This is a genomic window from Bradyrhizobium sp. Leo114, assembly GCF_055229415.2.
The window spans coordinates 1-24,228 of the sequence record NZ_JBUYEN020000077.1; the positions used below are offsets into that span (position 1 = coordinate 1).

Below are 24,228 nucleotides of genomic sequence, written 5' to 3' on the forward strand. Positions count from 1 at the left end.
CGCGATCTTTGCCTTCAGTGCCGCGTCGATCTTGCGTCTCGTCTTTGTCGTCATCATGCGCTCCGTCTATCAAACGGAGCAGCCCCTTCCAACTAAGCACGTGGTCCCACAATCGGGGTCCATTTCAAGCGCCCTGAGCCTCGTCAGCTTCTCGAAAGCTAACGCTGCTAGCATCAGAGAATGGGTTATCAACAGGCGATGTTACGAAGATGAACGCAGGTGCACCCGATATCGGAGCCGCGGGAAGCAATAACGGCGCGAATGTTGACGGAACCGAGGGGGGCGATGACGCCAACTCGCAGGCCATGCAACAACGCAAAGCTTTCGAAATGGCTCTTGGCATGATCGCAATGCGAATTGTCAACGATGCGCAGGCCGATCTCGACTCTGCCATGGACGATACAGAAGAGGATGTTTGAGTCGGCTCCGCCGAATCGGCAATAGCGAGCCGTGAATGGCACATCCAAACAACGGTGAGAAGAGAGGAAAGAGAGGAACTTCTCCGCAGCTGAACGATCCGCACCTCAATGGTACTGGTCGTTCAGATCGGTTGCGGTAAGTTGGCGTTACAGTCCTTAGGGTTCTTCTCGCTCCGGCCACTCCGGTCAGCCGTCTCTCGGTAGCCCAAGACATCTCGCTCGTATGTCGAACGGACTCGCCTCGCTTGGGCCAATCGCGCATCTACAAACCCGCAGGCCATAAAGGTGTCTTATAGACGAGACGCCCCCACGCATCCGTGTCGCGCCTTCGTTGCCGACTGTTAGCGGCAGAGATATGACAGCCCGATCATCGAAAACATGAGAGCGCGGCTAATGCATGGATAGCGCCAAGCGAGGCGCTTCCCTGCGCGCCCGCGCTGAGAAGAATGGGAGCGGGCGACAGCGTCCGCTCCCCTTTTCTTGAACTGCGCTCAGATCGGCCTCACCCCGCGGCCTTGGAGGAGGCGTCGAATCAGCTTGACCTCCTCCCATCCGGATCTACGCTCATTGGCGTCGATGCTCGCCTGGTTGACCTCACATCCGGATCTACGCTCATTGGCGTCGATGCTCGCCTGGTTGACCTCACATCCGGATCTATCGACCCACCCTTGACCCTGCTCATATATCGTCTGTGCACCATCCGATGTCAGCTGATCGAGGGTTCGGCCAGCATTGGACTGCGTCACCTTCAGATTGTTGGCACCATCCTTGTCGTCACCGAGCCCCTCGACAACCATGGCGTTGTCGCCGTTCGTGATGGTGAGCTTGGACGAAATGCTCTTGCCGTTGCCGTAGTCGGCCGTATCCACGGTGATCTTCGTGCCATCGTCGAGTTGCAGGGTCATGCCCTTCTTGAAGTCGAAATCGTCCTTGCCGTCCCCATTAGCATCGACATGCGGATCGCCATGAATCTTCGAGACATGGCCGGTTTCATTGTTCCGAACGGTCCAGGTGCCATGCTTCTCGTCCGCCGTGATTGTATATTTATCGCCAAGGTGAATCGTTGCCTTGCCGTCATGGACCTCATGCGACCACACCGGAGCTGGTTTAGGTGGCGGGCTCTGGTTCGTCGCAACTGGGATCATCGATGGAGGCGGCGGAGGAGGAACAAAAACTGGTGTGTAGTAGTACAACGGAGCAGCAAGCGAGGCAGGAGTGTACTGGGACTGGGAGCCGCTGCCCGGCGCACGCCCCGCTTCACCAGCATCGATACTGGCCTGATCCACCTCGCGCCCGGCGCCGTCGACCCAACCCTGACCTTGCTCATGGATCGTTTGTGAACCATCGGGTGTCAGCTCATCGAGAGTGAGGCCGGCGTTGGACTGCGTCACCTTCAGATTGTTGGCACCATCCTTGTCGTCACCGAGCCCCTCGACAACCATGGCGTTGCTACCATTCGTGATGGTGAGCTTGGACGAAATGCTCTTGCCGTTGCCGTAGTCGGCCGTATCCACGGTGATCTTCGTGCCATCGTCGAGTTGCAGGGTCATGCCCTTCTTGAAGTCGAAATCGTCCTTGCCGTCCCCATTAGCATCGACATGCGGATCGCCATGAATCTTCGAGACATGGCCGGTTTCATTGTTCCGAACGGTCCAGGTGCCATGCTTCTCGTCCGCCGTGATTGTATATTTATCGCCAAGGTGGATGGTGGCCTTGCCGTCATGGACCTCATGCGTCCAGACCGGATCAATTGAGGACGACGAGCCCTGGTTCTGGGCGACCGACGCGAACTGGGGAGGCGGCGGCGGGGCGAGAAGGGTTGGAGCAACGTAGACCGGATTGAGGACGGCGGGTGCGACGAGGGCCGAAGTATTTACCGGGAGGTATTGGTAGGCCCCCACCGGGACGCCGACGGCGCCGGCGTACTGCCCCAACACCACGTTGAACATTGGAACGGCGGGCGCACCTTCAGGCACTAGCCCCACCGCCGGATTGGAACCACCCACTACGGGAAGATACGGCATTTTCATTCACTCCTATTGCATTGAAGGCAGCGACAGACTGCGAGGACCACCCGCACAATCAACTTGGCACGTTGCGCCAAGGCCCTTCAAAACCAATCCCACGCCACGGCCAGCAGCACGCGCTCTCGCGTTTCTTGTTGCGGGTGACAACAGTCTTGATCGGCGGACCACTTCTCTTAACCCCTTGCCGCATGGCAATTCGGGACTCTCACGTCGAGCGTAACCAAGTCGCAGGAAATGTATCCGGAGTACCTGTCTAAAAGCTGACGATAGGATGATCGTCCACCAGCACATCCGCTTGCGTATCGCCTGAACTAACGCTGAGAGCTCGCGACCGCAACGAAACGCTCTTCATGATGGGCGGCGGAACACGACATCTTGGGACGTGCGGAGGGCGAGCATCCACGATCTCTGAAGAACTTCGGCCGAGCCTCTCGCGTGAATGCTCGAGGCGGTCTTTAGGCGCCTCGGACGGCCATGTTCGGTACAAACGCCGCTTCGAAACTGATTTCGCTCGAGTCTTGAGACCAGGCACTTGCACACGTACGCCGCAGTCGATTTGTCTACCACTTGATTGCTCGAGGCAAGCGCCACGGCAGATATCTTAAGGACGTTGTGCACGGCGCTTGATGAGCACCAGGCGATCCAGCTTTGCAGTCGAGCTGCTCGGAACCATGCTCGTTGGACCGACAGCTGGCACAGCTTATACGCCAGCAACGAGTTGCAACCGCTCAAGCTTTGAAGCGCAAGACGTACGGCGTCTTGCGCGACAACATCGGCTGAAGCGAGAGTACCGACACATTTTCCGATGAAAGATAAATTTGGCGACATCGACTCATTCCTCGGCCCTTCGAAGACTCGTCAGCTTCTTGAAAGGTAATGCTCCTAGGATGTCAGCGCTGATCTCTAGGCGAGGAGTCGTCTATTGACCGTAATGGAGATGAAGATAGGAGAATGCGATGATTGGAGAAATGATCGGAAGCGCGGCTGGTGGATACCTCGGTGGACCGCAGGGCGCGGCGATTGGCTCCGCTGTCGGTGGGGTACTCGACAAAGCTTTCGAGAGGGTTATTCACAAATTGGAGCCGGAGAAGGTTGATGATGACAAGGTCGCCAAGGACAATGGCCCTGCCGCAGGAAGCAAGCCGCAGTTCAACCACGGCAACGGCGAATTGACTCTCTCGAATGACGCGCCAAGCGCACATGTCATGATTGCATTTCCTGCCCTCATCACGCTAGCTGCGGCGTGAGGCAGGTGATCAGTAACAGTAACTTCCAAACAGAAAGGTGACTCGATATGGTTTCTCCCGTTGGTGGTTCCCCCGCCGGATTTGGACCCGCGGCGAATCAGCAGGCCGGTGCTACCGGGGACGGCGATTTCGCAGCGCAGCTCGCCGAGCTGGAGCGTGTCAGCAAACAGGCTCAGTCCAAGAGCATCATGATGCGCAGAATTACGACCGAGCTCTCGTCCGAAAAGAAGGTTGCCGACGAGCGCGTTAGCTAGCGCTGCAAGAGGGAGGCTCACGGCCGGCTCTTTTCGCGTGCGGGAGGCTCTCCATAGCTTGACGAACTCGGAACCAGCCGTACGGCAACGCCGTACGGCTTCTCTCGTTTCTCAGGAGAATCTCCGTGAATGAACCGGCTTCCGTTCATTTCGAAGTGCTATCAGGGCCTTATTCTGGGGTGAGTGGTGAAGCGCCGGTCGGAACGAGTCTTATCGGAAGTGGCCTCGATGCTGATATCGTCTTCGTCGAACAGGGGCTCGAGCCCAATCACTTCCGTCTCACCCCCCTGCACGGTTCGATTGAGATCGAGGCCCTAGCAGCCGGAGTCAGCATAGAGGGAAACGGAGATATTGCCGTAGGCAAGCGGGTTGTTATTTCTCTTCCTGCTGTCATTCATGCGGGCACGATGTCCATTCGTTGCACACAGGATTCGGCACGAGGATCAATCGGCCTATCCCGTCTTTCGATAATCGCAGTCTCGTTGGTCTTGCTGAGCTCTGTCGGGATCGCCACTCTCGCAATCAGCTTCCTGTTTGACGGCAGTGCCGGTGCAGTGAGCCCCGATGCGCCCCCTGGCGCCCCACTTCCAGCCAAGCTGACGCTCAACGGTCCTAATGATCGCCCCCTCGATGCAGCCGCCGAACTGCTGCAAGAGGAGGTGAATAAAGCGGGACTTCTCAATATCAAAATCGCGCCTGGACCAGGTGTAGTCAGCGCGGAGGGCACCGTTACCCCTGCGTTAGTCACTAGGTGGCAGGAGGTTCAGCGCTGGTTCGATCAGCATACGAACGGCTCGCTGACACTCGTAAACGGGGTGATCGTAAAGGAGGATAAGCCTCCCTCCTCAATAGCTGTCCAGGCGGTGTGGCGCGGAGCCCACCCCTATCTTCTTATTGGCGGCCAAAAATACTTCGTGGGGGCGCTGTTGAATGATGGATGGACGGTGGATCGAATCGAGGCGGGACGCGTACTGCTTAGCCGGAATGGACGACTTGCTGCTCTCCCCTATTAGAGCTCCAGTACCGCAGGAAAGGAGAATGTCATGACCAAGCTGCCGCAGCATCCTGTCGGATTTGGCACCTCTTCGCAAAGGCTCAACACCCAAGACCATGAGCCAGCGAACAAGCCGGCCCTCCCTCAAGTCCATCATTTAGAGATCGATCGCACTGATGGCGGCGGCGAGAACAGGCACGGGTCGATTTGGCCGGATACTGAGGCACCCGATCTGTCAATCGAGGCCTCGCTTGAGGTCGACGATATCGATGCCGTCTCGCGTGTCAGCCTCAACGAGAGGCGCGTCCCGATCGCTGAGATCGACCCCCGTGCGGCACTCGCTTCACTTTATGGCCGCAATCTCGCGACAGGTCTGCTCTCCTTCGTCACCCCACGCCTGCGTGATCCGGACGTGCTGCGAGCAGAGAAGCACGGTGTTCTCCTGGAGCGCTTGGCCGACCGGCTATGGGCCGGAGCGGAGAACTCGGTGGCGCGCGAAGGGATCGACGCACTGCAGCAGGAGCTCCGCCGGCTGATCCTGCTCCGGCAGAACCAGAACAGCTTGATCAAGGGCTAGCATGGTCAATTCGGGCGGATCGCACCTCGCCAGTCTACCGTCGCCGGCCGAAGCTATCAAAACCGGCGATGTCTTGCCAATCTCCGGGCAAGAGCGCGATTTGGTCTGCGCAATATCCTTCGTCCACCTTGCGTGTGGACAGAGCGCACGAGCTCTCGCTCTGTTGCGGCTCTTTGCCCATGAAGATTCGCGAGACGTCGACCTGCTTCGCATTCTTACCTATGCTCTCATCTCGGAGGGCTTTGGCAATGAAGCACTTAATGTGCTGGATAGACTCGACATGCTTGATGAGGATCCCTCTTCGCGTCTGCCCTTGACGCTTCTGCGCAGTCACGCGCTGCGACGCGCCGGCCGTATGGACGAGGCGCGGGCGGTCTTCAAAGATTATGTATCCTTGCGTGGCAGGACAGCGCCAACGGAACAACAATAAGAAGGCTCTTCATGGCACACCTTCTTCGTAGGCTTATCGTGCGCGCGCCATTCCACGCGGACTTCATGGTCGCGTTCATGCTGCTTCTGGCAATCGGAATGATGATCATGCCGATCCCGATCGTCGTGATCGATATGCTGATCGGCTTCAATCTGGGTTTTGCCGTTCTGTTGCTGATGGTTGCTCTCTATCTCAGTACGCCACTGGATTTTTCATCCTTGCCGGGCGTCATCCTGATCTCTACCGTCTTTCGTCTGGCGCTGACCATCGCGACAACGCGGCTGATCCTCGCTGAAGGAGACGCCGGCAGCATCATTCACACCTTCGGTGAGTTCGTGATATCGGGGAACATCGCTGTCGGCATTGTTATATTTCTGATCGTGACCATGGTGCAGTTCATGGTTCTCGCGAAGGGAGCCGAGCGCGTCGCTGAAGTCTCCGCACGATTCACCCTCGACGCTCTGCCAGGCAAGCAGATGGCTATCGACGCGGAGCTACGCAACGGTCATATCAATCAGCGCGACGCACGCAGCCGGCGAGCCTCACTGGAGCGGGAAAGTCAACTTCATGGTGCGATGGATGGCGCCATGAAGTTCGTCAAAGGCGATGCCATCGCCGGACTCATAGTCATCTGCATCAACATGCTCGGAGGAATTAGCATCGGACTGCTCTCGAAGGGCATGTCCATTGATGAGGCGTTGCATCAATATACGCTGCTCACCATCGGCGACGCGCTGATTTCTCAGATTCCGGCGCTCCTGCTGTCGGTTACGGCTGCAACCATCGTCACACGTGTAAATGGGCCCTCCAAGCTCAAGCTTGGTGCCGATATCATCAACCAACTCACGGCCAGTACCCCGGCATTGCGGCTGGCAGCCGGCGTCTTACTTCTCATGGGGCTGATACCTGGTTTCCCCTTGTCCCCGTTTCTCATGCTGGCTGCAGTTTTTACCGGGGCGAGCTATGTCAAGGGCGGTGTGCAAGGCGCGAACACCGGCTCTAAGACGGCCGCCAACGTTAGTGCTCCGACTACGAGTCCAGCGCAGGCTCAAAAGCAAACCATACCTGCGGAGGCGCTTCCGGTCGCGCTATTGGTTGCGCCGAACCTGATAAATGCGATTGACAAAGAGGAAGTTGGGCAGCACATCGCGCGCATTTCGGCATTGGTCTCAGCCGATCTTGGCATCACGATTCCCCGCATTCCAGTCCAGGTGGATCCACGTTTGGCCCAGTCCGAGTTCAGGCTGGATGTGGAAGGGGTACCGGTTGAACGGGATCGAGTCGACCCGACGCAGCTCGCCCTCACCGACGACCGAGCGAACATTGAATTGAGCGGCATCCCGTATCGGCAAGATCCAGACACTGGCCGGATCTGGATCGAACAGAGCCATGCACCGGCTCTTAAAGCGGCCGGAATCGGGCATCACCGTCCGAGCGAAATCATCGCCTTGCGCGTCAGTTCCGTACTGACGCGATATGCGCAGCGCTTGGTCGGCATTCAAGAGACGCGACAATTGCTCGCCCGGATGGAGCAGGAATATACTGATCTGGTGAAGGAAGTGCTACGAACGACTCCAGTTCCCCGGATCGCCGAGGTCCTGCGTCGTCTGCTCGACGAGGACATCCCGATTCGTAACACCCGCCTGGTCTTGGAAGCGTTCGCCGAATGGAGCGAACGCGAGCAAAACGCTGTCCTGCTCACCGAATACGTCCGCTCCGGCCTGAAACGGCAAATCTGCTATCGCTACGCCAACGCTCACCGTGTTCTGCCCGCCTTTATCATCGAACGTGAAACTGAGGATGTGATTCGCAGTGCGGTGCGAGAAACTGCCGTCGGGCCATACCTCGCGCTGGAGGACCGGCAGAGCGAGATGTTGTTGTCGCAACTGCGTCAGATTCATTCAGGCATGCCACCAGGTCAGAGCCAGCCCGTCATCCTGAGTTCGCTGGATATCCGGCGCTTCGTGCGCGGCTTTCTCACCCGCAACGGGATCGATCTTCCTGTTCTGTCCTATCAGGATCTCGCCTCCGATTTCACGGTCCAGCCAGTGGGCTCGCTCAAGCTTACAGGTCCCAAGGAAAAAGCTCCGGCAGGAGACCAACGCAGCCAGCTCGCCACAGCCGGCTAACAGCGCACAGCAGTCGGTCGTGACAATGGACAGCATGAATTCACCTGCGAGAACATCCGCTGCTCGATGGTATGCGTTCCATCCGCCCTCGGGCTTAACTCTCCTCGCCTTGTTCGCGATTCTTGTGGTCGGAGGTTGCACCAGCTCGGATCACCCAGCCATCTCAGTACAAGCGACGCCGCGGCCAGAGTTGCTCGGCGCTAAGGACATCGATCCTGCTATGCGCGAGCGCATTGCGCACGCCCTCCTCCGGGTTACCGACGAGGAGAGTTTGCGCGAGGCTCTGAAGCAAGAACCAGACAATGTCGATGCGGCAATCTCACTTACGCAGACCCTTCTGGCACAGAAACGCGCGGGTGAGGCGCTTAAGGTAGCCGACAAGATCTTGCTTACAGCCCCTGGTGACTTGCGTGCCCTGAACGCAAAGGGGGTGGTCCTCGACGCCGAGGGGCGCCATGATGAGGCCCAAGCGCTATATCGGCAGGCTCTCGCAGCCGCCCCAGGCAATCAGATGTTGCGCAACAATCTTGGCCTATCGCTCGCACTTGCTGGGAAAGCAGACAGCGGGAACTCCAGCCTCCAACAGCTTTCGCACGAACGACGTGCGCTGGCAGAACAGCCGTAGCATACGCTTACGGTACAACCTGACTTGCAAGACGCCCGACAACCTGCTGTCAGCTTTTCGTCAGGAAGGCTGGCTATCAAGCTCCGCTCGGCCTTAGCAGGTTGACACTCAATACAGCTTTCGCAGATAGGAGCGCGAACGTCCATGTACAATCGAATAAATGCCTCACCCAGCTTTCCATGGATGGGCAATTCCGACTCTGATAGAATGACACAGTCTGCTATCGACGGTAGGCAAACAGATCAAGGCCGAAGCTTCGAGGACGTGTTCTCCCATATGCAGATAGCGCCGCGGGAGTCCTACACTGATTCATCCTCGGCGACAGCACGGCCGTACTCACTGAGCACCAGACCACCCATCGTGGAGATCTCAAGGTCCTCATTTCAGGACAAATTGGAAGATTTCTATGGGGATGAAATCGAGCATATCGCCGCCAATCCTCAGCAATACTCGCGTTCGGTGGCATTGAAAGCGGAGCGCGCTGCGGACGTTGCCTATAATCATGGCAGGAAAGAAGGCTCGGACGACGCACGACACTTCAGCTATCAATTGGGAAACAAAAGCGTTGGACTTCTCCGAACGGAAGGTGGAGCTAACATGCGTGATGTGTTCAAAGGGGAAAAGGCACGCGCGCGCTGGCGGGAACAGTTTCCCGGACGGTCTGAAATCACATCGACGGTAGACTTTCGGGTTACGCATCCCCTCGTCGATAACGCGGGCGACATTTTGCTGGAGCATCAGCTTCGGTCAGACGGCGACAAGCCGTTAGTCCTTTCTCATCCCGTGAATCCGGAAGCAAAAGCCCGTGCAGCAGCGCTGGGTTTTGTTGAGATAGGTGACTCGATGATGGTGCTTGACCCTACCCGGCATCCCGACAAGTGGATCAAGAACAGCGACGGTGAATGGCAGCGAACAAACAAACCTCCCCTTTACCTTTCCAAAGCGGAAGAGAGTGAAGGCAGGGATACGGAACGTTCCGAGCGCGCGAGAAATGTCTCGCCGGATTGGGAGGACGATGACTTTATGTAGAGGGTCGTCTCGGCGCGGAGAGAGAGGGTATGATACGCCCCTCTCTCCATGCAGATCTTACTGCCTGCAATTATTGCCTGCGCGCCGGTCGTATCGAGCGGTAGCGGAATCTGACGGCTCAGCTGCAGGCCGCCATGTCCCTTGAGCAAGCGCCTCGTCTAGAGAGCTCGTCCTGACCCTTGCGTTTTGGCTCCATGAACGAGCCGCTCTATGCCCATGCATGCTGAGCTCAGGGACGTTGGCGCCGCTCTTTCAGTTCTAAGATGAACTATGCGTCGTCCGAATTATGGTACGCGCTCAGTGAAGGCCTTACCGGAGGCTTATAGCCGCCTGCTTCTTGTGAGTGATCTTCGTTAGGTCGTCGATAGGTAAGACGGTTGCCAACGATGCCTTTCAGCAAGCGCGCCGCACGATCTTTGTCGGTGACACCGAGCGAAGCGCGCTCGTTGCAGCGGAAAGCAAATTCAGCCAGATAGCGCCGCTTAAGATGCTGCTGGCTGACGTGGTGATACGTTCCGATGATGCCCCGGTCAAGGATTGAGAAGTAACCTTCAACGTATTGGTGTGAGCGACGCCCGAAGTGTGATAAATCGCATAAAGCAGTGCGCAAATTTCGGATTTAGGTCTTCCACATTTATCTTTTTCTTGATGGAGGGTTGTCTCCGGATCCACCAGGCGCATGAAGCAGAACGTTGCGCGATTGCTCGCGAAATTCCGGCGGATGGCCGGCAATGAAGATCCCCAGCAATTGACCGATCGGCGCGCCTTGCACTTCCGGGCCCCTTTCCTGCGAGCAGCGGACGGATTTGCTCGACGAGCGCGTCGGCTACTTTCATGGCCGCCGCCGCCTGCTTGCTCATTCTGCCCCGCGCCTCTTGCACTAAGAAACGCCGATCTACTGTAGGCGCAGAACGCGACCTGCTTGTGACTTAGTTCGCCGCCGGCTTGATGAACGCACGCCCTACTTCATCATCGCTTCGACCTCTGCACGAAATGCCTGGCGCGAGGCGTCGCGTGAATAGAACATGTGGCCGCCCGGATAGACCACGAGTTTGACCCGCGGCGCCGACGCAAAGGGCGGCAACTGATCGAGCGCCAGCTTCGAGCCGAAATAGGGCGTGACAATATCGAACAGGCCGTGCGCGACCAGCACGTTCATCTTCGCGTCCGTGGCAAGGATCTCGCGCAGCTCCGACAGCGACTGCGGAGGGCTGCCGTGGCCGAAATTCCAGGCCCGCGTGACCGCGCGGTTGAGCAGTTCATAGGAGCCGTCCGGCCGCCAGTTGAGCTTGCGCGTCAGGACATCGACGGCGGCACTCGTCAGCGGCGCCGCCAGCGCATCGCCCGAGGGATCGCCGAAGAGGTAGCTATCGGAGTCCGGATAGGGATCGAGGCCGCGCACCGAGGCGTCATAACCGCCGGTCACCTTGCCGCTCTTGCGGTCGAACTCGCGGCGGAATTCGCCGCGGTCAAAGCGCCCGGCGAGCCGTCGGCTTACGGCCTGGTCGATGCCGGTCAAAGCGGCGACCTTGTCGGCGAGACGGTTGGTGGCCTCCTTGTCTGCCTCGCCCTTGACGAGGTCGGCCAAGAATTCGCCACGCGCGTAAGCTTCGACATCGGCGAGATCGGCACGTTTGACCGCCCCCCTGCCCTCGCCCTTGGCTTCGCGGGCCACCGCGACACAGGTTGGCAGCCTCGCGACGTGTTGCAGAAAGCTCGTGCCTGTGAACTCGCGGTAGTCGAACAGTGGCGAGAGCAGGATCAGGCCCTTCACGCCGACGCCCTGCTGCATCTGCAGATTGCGCACAACCTTCGGTCCGCGAATGCCGCCATAGCTTTCGCCCGCGACATATTTCGGCGAGGAGAGCCGCTCGTGCTTCTCGAGCCAGCGGCGGATCACAAGCGCGATTGAACTGGCATCGCCATCGACCGAATAGAACCGCCTGCGCACATCCTCGCCTGTCGCCACGAAACGGCTGTAGCCGGTGCCGACGGGATCGATGAACACGAGGTCGGTGAAATCGAGCCAGGTCTCGGCGTTGGGCCTGACCTCGGGCGAGGCCGACGCCGTGACGGTTTCCGCATCGATCGGCAGCCGCCATGGCCCGGCACTGCCGAACTGCAGCCAAGCAGAGGATGACCCCGGGCCGCCATTGAAGAGGAACGTCACCGGACGCGTGGCGCGATCTGTGCCGTCGAGCTGATAGGAGGTGTAGGCGATGTCGGCCTGCGGCTCGCCCTTGTCGTCGAACATGCGGATCGAGCCCGCAGTCGCGATGAAACGAAGCGTCCGCCCGGGCAGCTCCAGCGTCTGTTTGACGGTGGAATCCGGCGGCAGGCGATGCTGCTCGGCCGCCGATGGGGAACTAGGCGCACTTGCGCCGCGCGCGCCGGGCCCGCCCTTCTGGCCGGCCGGCGTCGTGGCATCGGGGCGCGGCGGCGGATCGTCGGCCCGGGCGCTCCCCATCACGGCGCACGCAAATAGGGCGAGCGCGAGAGGGGTGTGGCGCCGCGCGGTCAAATCGAACAGCATGGAGTTTCTCCGGTCCGGCCGCACTTTCTGTCAGCGGCCGATTGCGACGGTTTAAGGTTGCGGGACGGTCTAGACTTTTACCTATAGTTGCATTCTGTTGGGTGGTTCTGCCTTATGTTGCACGAGGCGTATCTGCCAAACGGCTCTCCTCAGTTAGCTGAGAGCAGGGAACAACAAACCTACTAAGTCTAGTAGTCGCCTCTATTCCTGAGGGCACGGACCGCCTGTCGGCGGCACCGCCTGCGCAATGGCACAGAGCCTACCCAAGCACGCTGGCGCCGCCTGTCTCCGGCAAAGGGACCAACCAAAGCTCCGCGCTGGCACGACTGGGCCTATGTCGAGCTGGCCGATCTCGACGGCAGTGAATGCGATGATGAACCTTGCCAGGGAATGGACGCGAGGCTTTCTGATCCGCCGCAACATTGCCGACGGCGACTTGGCATTTTACTCCACGTGATGACCAAGGCACGTCCATTCAAAAGCTGGCGTCAGTGGAAGGCGATCGCTGGGCCGTCGAGGACGGCTTGGAAACGACCAAGAACGAGCTTGGTCTTGATCACAAGAAACCCGCTCCTGGCAGGCGGGCATCGCCATGTCTCACACGGCATGCTTGCCTTCGCCACAATGACCGTCGTCCGTTCTCGTGCCCACACCGCACCAAAGAACGCGATCGCGGCCTCGGCCAAAGCATCGTTCTTGATCCGCTGGTCGAGTACGCATCCGGTGAACGCCTCACCGGACGGATACCAATTAGGCCGCCAGTAGATTGAGGTCTGGCTGTTCTACGGCCAAATCCCTAGCTTGCGTTGATAGGTGCACTGTTCCGGTTGCCCTCGAGACCGCCGCGGCTCGCGCGCATTCTCGATTTTCTAGCGCAATGCCCAAAGGTGGGCACGGCACCGAGAGCATGCCCGAGTGATTTCGTGCCCTCCTACGCAGCGTTGAAGCATGGGCCCCTTTTCAACTCTCTTCCGTTCCGAGATGCTCGTAGAAGGTCTCACGCGCCTTTCTCAGGAAGAAGACCTCGCGCAACCAAGTGCGCCCACGGCCATTGTCTCCTTCTCGCATGTGGACAATCGCCGAGTTCCAATGGCGGGAATGTCTTCAGCTTTGGCTTGAAAGCGGTTTGGTTCGCCTCGCGTCAACGGACTTCTCCAGCTGCACTGGCCAAAAACGCCGCCTCACCTGAACCAGCAGCAATAGGCAACCAATGAGACTTATGACAGTAAGGGCCATCATCAAGAGGCAGGCGACGCAGCACAAGGCGGCTATGTCACACGCCGATCGCAACCAGCACGGCACCCAATCGAGCCGTACCATATTCTCCATAGAGCCAGACATATTCGTTTCGGTGGGTGATAAGTGCTTACTGCCGATTGGCGGCTCAACGCTTAAGCAACGTACCTGACGTCAGTCTGACGAGCGTCGCTCGGAGCGGATTTTGCTTTGCCTTTTCTCATCGGCGCAGCTACGAGCTTTGCTCATCATGCCGAAGATGTCTGGACATGCTCACGCACGCCTGCGGGCATCGCTACACCTTCGGCGACGGGGCTTTCACAACAGCGCTCTCATCCGTTCAAATAGGATTGCCGCTTCCGATGGCCCGAGCCCGACGAGGCCGACAAAGCTCGTTGGTGGCATCGGAATTTCTTGACGAGTCGGCTTCCAGAGATGCAGGCAATACCGGCTGTTATTCACGTATTGCGAATGAGGTGGGTGCAGCTGCATCACGCACTCCTCTTCATCCCAAAACAGGTCTTTGACGAAGCACATCTCTTCCCAGTTCGGACAACGTCTAGGCGTCGAGACGGAGACATGCTCCCACCCTGGGCGAACAAATCCGACTATCCTGAGTTTGCAGCCACAAGGCCCCTGAACAAAAAACAGGCCGCAAGGACCTGATCCCGGCGCGCTAGCAAATTCGCCGTATCGCACGCGGCCGGCCTCGAGTTTTTCAAGAACTTGTGCTCTCACGTCCCCTCCTTTGCCTCGCGAATGGCTTTGAAATCGACGTAGACCACCTTGTTCTCTGGCTCCCTCGTCGCCTCCAGCCAGGGCTGCTGCGCAGCGTCCGAGTGCCATGCTCGCCCGTGCATTGTCTGCTGAAATTCGAACAAACTGCTGAGCAAACCGTAGATGTAGATCATCTCTCTTCTTCCGCTTCCAATGCCGGCAACCGGGCGCTCGGTTTTCCTTGAGCTGGTAAAGCACCTCTACTGCGAGGCCCGGACAAGCTTTCCAAAGGATGCTTTCTAACCTGCAATTTTGGTTTCAGCACCAGACCTTTGCTTTTCTACCTCACCACATTCCTAATCGTTCCCGCAGCATGCCGCGAAGCTGCGGCCGAGGGCTCGCCTCGCGACGAGCCTAGGGATCCGTCGGCCGCGCACCGTCGGAAACGGCTCCTCTTCCACTAAAGTCACGGCCAGGCTACGGAGTGAGCCGCGTCAAGGCCCACGTAATAGGCCACCGTTTCAAAGCTTGACCCCGCGCTGGTCAAGGTCATCGAATTTAGGATTCTGATTGCCAATCGTGGCGCGATCGATCACGGCGAAGAAGCTTTCGCACGTTCACCAAGCATCTCGCCATCTTGCACCATGAGTCTCAAATCGGCCTAGGCCTTCAAAAGGCGGTTCGCTGTGCGACTTTCTATCGACTGATCTCCCATCATCGCTGCTGCCAAGAACGGGGTATGCCAGGCGACACTTCACCATCATGCTCTTTGAGACACTGATTGGGGTTATCCCGCGAACGGCCGATGTGGCTCCCATCACGCGCGGGTGTTTTTTCATCGATATAGAGCCAGACTGCTTCCATCGCTTGCTCCTCAGATACCCTTCCGCACCACCACAATGGGCCATGGTCTGTGCCTGCCGTCTTCGTCGATGATCGTCAGGCGGAAGTCCATAGCGCGCCGACTTAATGTTATTGAAGCGCAGATCGCATAGGCGACCGCGACATTCGGCTTGGCCCGTTACTCGGTTAGGGGGGCACACCTCATTAGATCGTCCCGCCAAGCGCCCTGCAAGAATCACGCAACTGGCCCAATCGGCTCATCATATGATTCGACATGCGCCAACCAGGACAGCTGTAGCAGTCTCAGATCACTTCGTGACCGCGCGTGTAGGATGCTGCTTACACAAAAGCTCCCGGTTGCCACTAAACGCCAGCTTGAATACGCCATTCAAAGACGATGAAAACAACTTGATGATCAATCACGATAAGCATCAAGAATCGTTTGGCCACTTCGTCGGCGCTGCGCACGATGCTTGTGGAGCGTTCAAATCCCAGAGAGTTGCCAATGACCAAAAGGCAGCTCAGAGCAGCTGACTAGCAATTCAAAGAAGTTGCTCTGCCTGCGAATTCGGGAACCGCCGCCGCTTCTAATTTATTTCTGCTCGCGCGCCGCAACGAGAGCACACCCGCGCGTGCCGGGTGCTCCCGTTGCAGCGTCGCCTTGGCCCCGGTGCATGCCGGTATGAGAAGTCAAGCTGCACCCGGCGTGACTTCTGCTAGCCGGTCCCCGGGCCTAAATTGAGCCGGTCGAAGTACCAAGAAGGATCGTCCCCAGATGAATCCGTTTCGATGTATTCTTCGCCCGAATATTCCTCGACACTTCCTTCGTTTTCCTCATCGCTACTCTCAGCTTTGGAGAGATATAGGCGAGGCTTGTCCACCCGCTGCCATTTTCCCTCCTCGTTCAGCGTCCACTTGTCGGGATGCTGCCTAGGGTCAAGCACATATTCATTGTCATCTTCATTGTCACCAACGCGAACAAAACCCATCTGCTCTAGACGGGGCTTCACCTCATCCGTGGCAGGACGCGACATGACCAACGCCCGCTTACCGTCAAGCCGAAGTTGGTGTTCCAGCAGAACATCGCCTGCGTTCTCAACGAGCGGATGAGTAACCCGGAGATCGACAACGGACGAGACGTGTTTCCGCCCAGGAAAGTGCTGCTCCCACGCCTCTCCTCCCATGCGACGTCGACCTTCGGTTTTTAGAAGCCCGACACTCTTGTCACCCAATTGATAGCTGAAATATCGCGCCTGGTCCGAATCCTGTACGGTGGATCCGGCTCTGGCGACCATCGCTGTGCGCTCAGCTTTTTCGGAAACGAAATCCGAGTACTCTTGCGGATTATTGGCCATGTGCTTGATGTCGTTACCATAGAAATTTCTCAGTTCTTGCCTGAACGACTCCCTGTCGATCTCATCGATGGGAGGTTCTGAAACGAGGGAGTACGGCCGTGCCACCCCCGAGGAGGAACCAGGGGCCGTGTCTGCAAGCGTTTCGGTAAACCTCCCGCCATCTGCTGACAGCTCCGATTCATCGGCTTGGCTCGCGCTTGGAAATTGGCTGGAAGAACCAGTGATTCTGTTATACACGACGTTTGGTCTCCTATCGCAAAAGTTGCACCGTACTGGCCTGCTCGAGTCCTGTGGACAGTGATAGGCGCGCGAGCTGACAATAAGCTGACGCACAGAGGGGGCGCGGTGCTCACGCTTTGCAAGGCGAGGGGCAGCGCATTTTCCCCGCGGCTGGCCTTTTCTACGGCTATGCTTATTCCGCTTCGCGGCTAAGGTGCCATACCTTGTTACGCGAGCGAGCCGAGATCTCGGGTTCTTTAGAAGAATTACAGCCCTACCCTTGATATTGCCGCGGCCCACCATCACAACACCGTTTCACAGCTTTCCGGGCTCGATGATGCGGCCCTCGCTTGCTGATTTCAAGGCGATGCAGAACTTGCCGGCCGCGGACTTTGGTGGGGTAGCTAGGTTGAGCCACGGCTTTATCGTGGTTTCATTCGGTTGCAGCGGCGTCCGCCCGGCTGTTCAGACGATGCAAGCGCGCATCTTTAAGGAGGTCCGACGTGTAACCTCTATTCCGTTACGACCAACCAGTCGGCCATCGCCCTGACGGTTTCGCGTGATCGATCGCTATGTCGGCGACCTGCCGGCGATGACAGGCGCATTAGCCGGTGATCCGGCATCGGTCGCAACACGGATACCCGGCTTGAGATCGTGCTGAACACCTGTGGCGTCCGACGTTCACGGAGCGCACATTCTGATACGCAGGGCCTCGTTCAACTCGATCGCCAATCGTCCTCCACGAGACATCCCGTGTCGCCCGCTCCGTCAGCAGTCTCGCGGAACACCTCGCATCAGAAGTAGGAGCCGACTGGTCGGGTTGACCCCGCTTGGAGCATCTTTGGCGGCCGAGATCCGGGACATCCTCGAACACCTTGAGGCGGCCATGACGGCCCCAAGGGGACAACAGCCGGAATAGCCAATGTCAGCACGACCGACTCGTTCGCCACGAGAAGGCATTAGTCGCCAGCGGCCTTCAGGCCCGACTCAGTACATCTTTTGTGTGGTGACTGTCGATAAATGCCGCCCGTTGGGAGGATTCCTGTAACGATTGGCGAGGCTTTGGAACAATGACCCCATCTGGTCTGATGGAACAGTAAATTCTCCATAGTTAGGGTCGAAGAGCGTGGTTGTTCCATTCGACGCCGACGTCGCAACTGTGTGTGCGCCGCCTTCGGCGAAATACAAACTCAGCAAATACTTCGATCCGTCGCCGGTAATTTTGTCCAGCACGCGCGAGAACCTCGAGGGCTCGCCGAATCCGTATTTGTTCTCTCTTCCGGACGGTGCCAGGCCCGCTTCCCGCAAAATGGTGTTTTGTGCCTCAAGGTCGGCCTGAGAAGCTCCTGCTCCCTCACTTCGCAACCGATCCTTGAGGTCCTGATACTGCTGCTGCCGCTCAGCCGCTGAGTGGTGCCCTTCTGATTCCGGTATGAGCGCATCCATTCGGGCTGACGGGCTGCTGCTCAGATTGCGGAGCCACTCCGCAGTCAGCCCAACGCAGATGCCGTCTACATTCGCCTGAGGCAATTCGACCGTCCTGTATTCAAACAGCGGCCTGGGTGGAGGGGATGTAGTGGAGCTGGAAGAGGTTGAACTGTGAAAATCTGCATCCGAGGTATGTGGCTTACTGGCGCAGAGCCCCATTTTGTCGGGCAACTCCCAGGCGAATGAAGACGTTTCGAGCTCCACGATACGAGGTTGGGAAACGAGCGAGTACGGCTGTGTTGGCGCCAATGACAAACCAGCATGGGGATCCGGCGCCGCTCGGGACGGCAGGCCCGCAAGTGTTTCGGTAAAGCTGTCGCTGTCCACCGACTGCCTCGGTTCGTCAGCTTGGCTGGCGCGTGTGGATGAGCCACTAATTCGATTATCCATGGCGGTTCGCGTTCCCTTCGACGTAAGTCTCTCCCGAGTGCGTCGGGCTGCTTAGGCGGTGCTGCGAATGTTACTCAGACAAGCTGATCACAAGCTGACGGGCGCAGGTGTTACGCAGAGCACGAGGAAGGGCCCTGCGAGCAGCGCCATATAACCCAAGATCCGTGATCATGACGCGCAGGGCATGTCACTCTTCTTCAGCAGTTTACACAGCAGGCGTTTGGCCGCTTTACGATCCCGGCTCTCGACCAGAACATCATCCATCTCCGTCCGGGCACGTCGGCTTCACCACCTCCCTCGCCCTCGTGATCGCGTGGGCGCATCTCTTTTGATTTTCGATTGGCAAGGCAATTGTCAGGTCACCGGCATTGCCGTCTTAAGGACACGAGACCTCCGACGCCACGTTAGTACTTGCGCTCGGCACCACCGGCTCGCGCGCGGGGCGATTTTGGCGCTCATCACGAGTTTCTCCTTCCATTCGTTATGGCTCAAAGATGGAATGGACGTATTCGCCCAGCTCAAACGCGTTAGGCTGCCGCCTCGTGACACGTCAACACCGTCAAGCCGCTGATCACGAAAGTCGCCGAGATCGATGCCGCAGGTGGGCCGTGAATTCCCTATCCGCCGGAACACGATTCTGCATCTAATGGTCGCCGACTTAGCCCAGTCGGGGAGTACGCGTCAGGAGCATCGTCCAGTGAATCTGGGCAGCACGGTATATTCCGGAAACCGCCGATTAGATGTTATCGCTTCCACTCTTCGGCGGAGCGATATGAAATCGAACTCGCTCCGACCACGGCTGGCATCACCTTCTCACATCTTATGTTCGACAGGCCTGCCGCGCAGGATGCTTCATCATACTCACCGGGTCAACACCGAGCGATAGCAAGAGCGATCGCGAACGCTAGCGCAGCATCGCTGTTGGCCGGTGCTGTATTCAGGAAACTCCCGGACCGCCATGAGCTTGCGCAGCCACTCAACTGCCACAGCGTTCATGTTCGCCAGCTGCCAGCGGATTTGCAAAATGCGCGCTGGCGATGCGGACCGTTCAGTAGGGAACGGTGAATTGTCTAGGTAGTCCAAGTCGGCTGGGCCGGAGTGCTTCCGCCCAACCAAGTTGGCTCAGCCACCACAGATCTCAGGCCTGACGTGTAAGCCTAACGAACCCTCCTTCCTTTAGCTCGGCGTTATAAAGCTTGCCGTCGAGCGAAATGGTTGTTGGGTGGTCTGCGGTTGGCATGAGCCCCTGTTCACGCAGCTTTTCAATAAGCGCCAGGGGGGCCCATTGCTCCGGGAGAGGCGTACGATGGCGTCGGGTCTCAACGAAGAACGCTCCGAAATCTGGCGCCCCCGTCGACCCGACTCGCAGCATTTGAGCTTCCGGTGGGTTATCGACTAAATAGGTCATGATCTTCTTGAGTCCACTCGTAGGCGCTTGGGGACCCTGGAGGCCCAGCACCGTCGATCCGATTGTCCATACAGCTCTCCTATTGGTTGGAACATGGGTTCAAAACCGCCAGAGCTTTCGCTGGATTCGTCACCAGTTGACGCATGGGCGGCATCCGTGGTCAAGAAACCACGTTCTCATGTTAAGGAGCTTAGCTTTCAGGAAACTGACGAGTTTCGGCCGGACACAGTTGTACCCGCGCCCAAGTTCCCAACTCAAATGCGATGCCGCCAAGCCCACCCTCGTTGAGGGCCTTTTTCGTTTCGCTCCCTTTACTAGCTTCAAACCGGGCCCGTTGGCCGCCCCGCCTGCGTTGGACAAAGATTTCGTTTTGGGGGGCGATCTGATTCTGTAGACTGATGCTGAGACACCAAGGCTCCGGGCGGATTTCCTGTCCATCTTCTGGACTCCGGGAATGATATCCCATGCCATTAGCCCAGCAATAGAGCAGCGCGAGTTTTCGGCGATGTTGGATAGGTTTTTCTCGCCGACTTCATTGGCGTTATTGTCTCACCACGTTTCTTCTTCCTTTATCTGTCAGGCCCTGCGCCACATCTCGCTTCGGGCTCGCTCCCCGATCATTCTCGAGTGTGTCCCTCTGACGTTTGCGCCATTGTTCGTCTTGTTTCTTCCGAGCCTGGTGCTGCTTGAGTGCCCTCTCAGCGGCTTCGGGGAATTGATCTGCTCCTGTTCGGCAGAGGTGGTTTGGACCGGTCGAGCCCAGGTCTATAAGATCAACTGCTCACGCCCGCTCAGGCCAATGACTCGGATGGTGGCCAGCACTGACGCATACACGAGTAGATGGAATTGGCCGAACCGTCGCCTTGGCTACTTTGTTTCGGGTAAGGTCGCGCTGCCCCGCAGTTATCCTCGTCCTCAGTTTCGTTGTTGGCCTACATAACCGGTGCGATCGGTGGTGCGGAGGCCGAGCGCGTACTGTCGTCAGCTAGGGTTCCTATTGGGCTCCTCTTGGGTTGCGCGGCACGACGCTCAGCATCCCAACTTTGCCGACAGGAGAGCGAATCTGATGCATGGCCGAAGCCCTGGCTCATCCAGCCAATCCACAACCGCTAGTCAGGCTGATGAATGGAGGCCGTGAGGAGATAGCCAAGCTTTGCGGAAACCGTTCGCGGCGCGGGATTATTATGGCATTTCGTCCTCGGCAACGGAGCGGCCGTACTCGCTCGTTTCCCGAGCCTCCATCGAGGAGATCGACAGGTCTGCATTTAGGAGAGAAGCGAGGGCCCTTTATGCCGATGAAATCAAGTAGTCGCCGCTAATCCACCGGAATACTCGGATTTCGTATCCAAAAAGGCTACGCGCCCCGCTCAGCTTGCTGAGGATTGCTACCAGAGATACCGAGCAAGCGCGATATTTCAGCTACCAATTAGGGTCTGTACCTAATTAGCGAGCTCTGATTCCCTCGCGCCGAGTTGAATCGGTACGGGGACTTCGATGCGCAACGGACTGTTCTGACCCAACGACAAGCAGTGGGCTCAGATCGAGCCGCATCTGCCAACGAACCAGCCGGGGCCGGCGCGCGATGGCGACGACGCATCATCAGCGGATCATTCACATGCTTCAGCGTGGCGCACGCTGGCGCGACTGCCCGCGCGACTATGGCCCTTACACGACGATCTCCATCGTTTCCATCGCTGGGCCAAGCGCGGCCATTGGCGGGCGATCTTTGAAGCGCTCGCCCTGCTGCTACAAGGACGGAATGACTTTGTCCATCGATTCGACCTCGATCAAAGCGCATCGCTCGGCGAGCAGCGGAAAATGCGGCAGCTTGAACAGGCGATCGGCCGCTCGCGCTGTGGCACGCGCTGAGCGACCCCGATTGCAAACCTTGGGCACGTCAGCTTTTCGAAAGCTTGTCCGAATAGCAATCCCGTTGCGATGAGAATCAATCACTACAATGTGCCCTCCGGCGAGCGGAGTCTGCACAAGCAGCGCGATGCGCTGGCGGGCGCCGCTCGCGCGGATACGACCGCTTTTACGGCCGCTTTAGCAGCCGAGGGACCAGCCTCTTTCGCTTTTGACAAGCGGCGGGGTGAGCAAGTCAGGCTGTACACAGCAATCAGCAATAGCGGCAATGTCCAACTCGTTTCTTTGTTTTCTAATGCCCATCAACGCAACAAGGTGGGAAGTATGAACGTGGCGCCGCGGCGCGACACTTTGCGAATTCTCACCATAGAGAGTCTCGACTGGTCGAGGTACAAAGGAGTCGGGGCGGCTATGCTGGACATTGCCGATCGGATTAGGGATTCAGCGGGCCTTTCCAGTCTATCCCTTATTTCTCAAGACGAGGGAGCTTCAGAATTTTTCTACAAGAAGGGATTCCGATCTACGGAGGAGGGCAGAAATGCGGAATCACATTTCCGATTCACGGTACGTTCCAGGCGACGACGTCATCCTTATCGGCGATATGGAGCGCCCGGCTTAGGGTACTCTGGCGGCAGCACTGGCCAGCCCGCCCTGCCGGGCTGGCATTTTATCAGGAGTAGCGACTGTAACCGCGAAGCGGCCGCTGGGATGCGGCCCTTTTCTGCTCTAAGGGTCTGTACCTAATCAGCTGGTTCTGATTCCCTGGCACCGAGTTGATTCGGCATGGCGGACTTCGATGCGCAAAGGACTGTTCTGGCTCAACGACAAGCAGTGGGTTCAGATAGAGAGAGCCGCGTCTGTCAACGAACCAGACGGGCCCCGCGCGCGAAGACGATCGACGGATCATCAGCGGTATCGTTCACACGCTCAGTGCGGCGCACGCTGGCGCGATTGCCCGCCTGACTATGGTCCCTACACGACGATCTACAATCGTTTCAATTGCTGGGCCAAGCGCGGCCATTGGAAGGCGGTCTTTGAAACGCTCGCCCGCTGCGGCAAGGACGGCGCGACTTTGTCCATCGACTCCACCTCGATCAAAGCGCATCGCTCCGCGAGCGGCGGAAAAGGAGAACATGAATAGGCGATCGGCCGCTCGGGCGGTGGGCGGACGACGAAAATCTACGCGCTGGACGACCCTGATTGCAAACCTTGCGCATTTCATCTTACTCCGAGACAAGACGCAGATATTGCCGCGCGGCCGGCCCTTTTGAAACTCGCACCCCCATGACTACCCTCATTGGGGACAAAGGCCACGACGGCTTTCGCGCCGAAATCGTCAATCGCGGCGTGAAGCCCGTCATTCCAAACAAATCCAACGGTGATCCTCCAGAGCTTCGGCAAACGCGTCTACAAAGGGCGCAATGTTATCGAGCGCTGTTTCTGCCGACTCAAGGATTTCAGGGGCGTTGCAACTCGCTACGACAAACTTGCCAGAAACTTCTTGGCTGCAGTCTACCTCGCCGCCATCGTCGCCTAATGGATCAGTCTGAACCTGGGAAAGCAGAGTCACGCTCTGCTGCCCAGCGGTGACCGCTTCCTGCAAATCCATCCAGATTAAATCGATCTGGTTCAGGTTCGCTTTGCTCCAGTAGTCATGGAGCCATCGGGTTTGTGCTAGATGGGGCGAACCGAATTCCAATCCTATTCGGCAAGATGCCTTGTTCGGCGCATTGAACCAAAGAGGTTCCCATTCCTTCGCATTTTAATATCCATTGCTTGGATGGAAATCGATCCTGCCATTTCGGTTATTGATCGTGATCTCGATGCGCCCCTCCCTATCCAGCAGGCAGGCCGTACATCGACTTGCCTAGCGGCGGGAAGCTGTTGGTTGCGAACTTCTGTTGGTTGCGAACTTCTGGTGATTGCGAGCTTCTGGTCACCGGATCGCGCGCCGGTGGTGCGCGAACAGATGCATGATCACATTGGTCATTGCGCATTCCAGTATTCGTCTATTTGCCACATTGCGAATTCGCTCGGTTCAATGCCCAGCAATAGCCGGCGAGAGCTCTTCCCGTCCTGGCAAAGATCTAAGTGCATGATCGCCCTGACACGCAACAAGGTTGAGAAATAGTAAGCTACGCCGCCGAACTTGATTTGCCAACGAGCCATAGACCTGCGTGGTACAGCTTTGCCTTTGCTTTTGCAGGCCTGCAACCTGGCGCTACGTGAGATTCGAGCTCGTGAGCTATATGCGCAACTGCGACGTACGCTGATTGTGATCGCAGTCGTGGGGTGTCTTGGCCGCCGGCGGACACGATCGTGTCCCGTGACGTGGTGTAACTGCGGCGTGGCACCGCGTTCGTCGGCCGGAGCCGGGCAGGTCAGCTGGCGATAGCCGGAAGGCTGACGGTTGGATCATCGCTCAACGGCGCGATTGTTTCC

Annotated in this window: 18 protein-coding genes and 3 pseudogenes; 13 read left to right on the plus strand and 8 right to left on the minus strand. The window is 58.0% G+C overall.

Translation table 11 applies throughout. The annotated features are described in order from the left end of the window. Positions 1 to 209: 209 nt before the first annotated feature. Complete coding sequence (locus ACZIRK_RS41700) at positions 210 to 419, plus strand: hypothetical protein (RefSeq protein WP_028169432.1); 210 nt, start codon at positions 210 to 212, stop codon at positions 417 to 419. A 491-nt stretch (positions 420 to 910) separates the two neighbouring features. Here ACZIRK_RS41700 and ACZIRK_RS41705 read toward each other — a convergent pair whose 3' ends face one another. Further along, positions 911 to 2,443 carry a DUF1521 domain-containing protein gene (locus ACZIRK_RS41705; RefSeq protein ID WP_394569191.1) on the minus strand — a complete coding sequence of 511 codons (1,533 nt, stop codon included), beginning with the start codon at positions 2,441 to 2,443 and terminating at the stop codon, positions 911 to 913. A gap of 959 nt (positions 2,444 to 3,402) precedes the next feature. On the opposite strand from ACZIRK_RS41705, the gene ACZIRK_RS41710 reads away from it, so the two are divergent. From ACZIRK_RS41710 to ACZIRK_RS41745, 8 genes are all read left to right on the plus strand, one after another. Continuing rightward, positions 3,403 to 3,693 carry a hypothetical protein gene (locus ACZIRK_RS41710; protein ID WP_035692794.1) on the plus strand — a complete coding sequence of 97 codons (291 nt, stop codon included), beginning with the start codon at positions 3,403 to 3,405 and terminating at the stop codon, positions 3,691 to 3,693. A gap of 47 nt (positions 3,694 to 3,740) precedes the next feature. Further along, positions 3,741 to 3,947 (plus strand): hypothetical protein, encoded by a 207-nt coding sequence (locus tag ACZIRK_RS41715; protein ID WP_474419531.1) that lies wholly within the window; start codon positions 3,741 to 3,743, stop codon positions 3,945 to 3,947. A 125-nt stretch (positions 3,948 to 4,072) separates the two neighbouring features. After that, positions 4,073 to 4,960, plus strand: a complete 888-nt coding sequence (locus tag ACZIRK_RS41720) for a SctD/MshK family protein (protein WP_028168939.1) — start codon at positions 4,073 to 4,075, stop codon at positions 4,958 to 4,960. Positions 4,961 to 4,990: 30 nt separating this feature from the next. Continuing rightward, the gene (locus ACZIRK_RS41725) at positions 4,991 to 5,518 is read left to right on the plus strand and encodes a hypothetical protein (RefSeq protein ID WP_028168940.1); all 528 of its coding nucleotides are present in this window, start codon (positions 4,991 to 4,993) and stop codon (positions 5,516 to 5,518) included. A 1-nt stretch (position 5,519) separates the two neighbouring features. After that, on the plus strand, positions 5,520 to 5,948 hold the full coding sequence (locus tag ACZIRK_RS41730) for a tetratricopeptide repeat protein (protein ID WP_080664153.1): 429 nt from the start codon (positions 5,520 to 5,522) through the stop codon (positions 5,946 to 5,948). Between the two features lie 11 nt (positions 5,949 to 5,959). Continuing rightward, positions 5,960 to 8,077, plus strand: a complete 2,118-nt coding sequence (gene sctV / locus ACZIRK_RS41735; protein ID WP_474419532.1) for a type III secretion system export apparatus subunit SctV — start codon at positions 5,960 to 5,962, stop codon at positions 8,075 to 8,077. Positions 8,078 to 8,297: 220 nt separating this feature from the next. Further along, positions 8,298 to 8,702 carry a tetratricopeptide repeat protein gene (locus tag ACZIRK_RS41740; RefSeq protein WP_245287675.1) on the plus strand — a complete coding sequence of 135 codons (405 nt, stop codon included), beginning with the start codon at positions 8,298 to 8,300 and terminating at the stop codon, positions 8,700 to 8,702. 393 nt (positions 8,703 to 9,095) lie between these two features. After that, positions 9,096 to 9,731 carry an effector protein NopP gene (locus tag ACZIRK_RS41745; RefSeq protein ID WP_245287676.1) on the plus strand — a complete coding sequence of 212 codons (636 nt, stop codon included), beginning with the start codon at positions 9,096 to 9,098 and terminating at the stop codon, positions 9,729 to 9,731. Positions 9,732 to 10,068: 337 nt separating this feature from the next. On the opposite strand, the pseudogene ACZIRK_RS41750 reads toward ACZIRK_RS41745, so the two are convergent. Further along, a pseudogene (locus ACZIRK_RS41750) lies at positions 10,069 to 10,287 on the minus strand (transposase); the annotation flags it as partial. Positions 10,288 to 10,692: 405 nt separating this feature from the next. Beyond that, positions 10,693 to 12,264: a S10 family peptidase gene (locus ACZIRK_RS41755; RefSeq protein WP_463702676.1), complete on the minus strand. Its 1,572-nt coding sequence runs from the start codon at positions 12,262 to 12,264 to the stop codon at positions 10,693 to 10,695. 220 nt (positions 12,265 to 12,484) lie between these two features. Between ACZIRK_RS41755 and ACZIRK_RS41760 the strand changes: the two are divergent. Continuing rightward, positions 12,485 to 12,964: pseudogene (locus ACZIRK_RS41760) on the plus strand (transposase family protein); the annotation flags it as partial. Between the two features lie 854 nt (positions 12,965 to 13,818). Here the strand turns inward: ACZIRK_RS41760 and ACZIRK_RS41765 are convergent. The 5 genes from ACZIRK_RS41765 to ACZIRK_RS41785 form a co-directional block, all read right to left on the minus strand. Then, positions 13,819 to 14,238 (minus strand): DUF7694 domain-containing protein, encoded by a 420-nt coding sequence (locus ACZIRK_RS41765; RefSeq protein ID WP_130231713.1) that lies wholly within the window; start codon positions 14,236 to 14,238, stop codon positions 13,819 to 13,821. After that, on the minus strand, positions 14,235 to 14,411 hold the full coding sequence (locus tag ACZIRK_RS41770) for a hypothetical protein (RefSeq protein ID WP_165421568.1): 177 nt from the start codon (positions 14,409 to 14,411) through the stop codon (positions 14,235 to 14,237). The genes ACZIRK_RS41765 and ACZIRK_RS41770 overlap by 4 nt, the downstream gene beginning before the upstream one ends. A 1,012-nt stretch (positions 14,412 to 15,423) precedes the next feature. Then, on the minus strand, positions 15,424 to 15,573 hold the full coding sequence (locus tag ACZIRK_RS41775; protein WP_165421469.1) for a hypothetical protein: 150 nt from the start codon (positions 15,571 to 15,573) through the stop codon (positions 15,424 to 15,426). A 203-nt stretch (positions 15,574 to 15,776) separates the two neighbouring features. Continuing rightward, a complete protein-coding gene (locus ACZIRK_RS41780; RefSeq protein WP_130230645.1) occupies positions 15,777 to 16,652 on the minus strand; it encodes a host specificity protein in 876 nt (291 codons plus the stop codon). 969 nt (positions 16,653 to 17,621) lie between these two features. Continuing rightward, a complete protein-coding gene (locus tag ACZIRK_RS41785) occupies positions 17,622 to 18,449 on the minus strand; it encodes a YopT-type cysteine protease domain-containing protein (protein ID WP_245475126.1) in 828 nt (275 codons plus the stop codon). Between the two features lie 2,989 nt (positions 18,450 to 21,438). On the opposite strand from ACZIRK_RS41785, the pseudogene ACZIRK_RS41790 reads away from it, so the two are divergent. The 3 genes and pseudogenes from ACZIRK_RS41790 to ACZIRK_RS41800 form a co-directional block, all read left to right on the plus strand. Beyond that, positions 21,439 to 21,809, plus strand: a pseudogene (locus ACZIRK_RS41790) (transposase); the annotation flags it as partial. Positions 21,810 to 22,582: 773 nt separating this feature from the next. Beyond that, a complete protein-coding gene (locus ACZIRK_RS41795; protein WP_063623419.1) occupies positions 22,583 to 22,927 on the plus strand; it encodes an IS5 family transposase in 345 nt (114 codons plus the stop codon). A 237-nt stretch (positions 22,928 to 23,164) separates the two neighbouring features. Continuing rightward, positions 23,165 to 23,323 carry a transposase gene (locus tag ACZIRK_RS41800; protein ID WP_245287529.1) on the plus strand — a complete coding sequence of 53 codons (159 nt, stop codon included), beginning with the start codon at positions 23,165 to 23,167 and terminating at the stop codon, positions 23,321 to 23,323. The last annotated feature ends 905 nt before the right edge of the window (positions 23,324 to 24,228 follow it).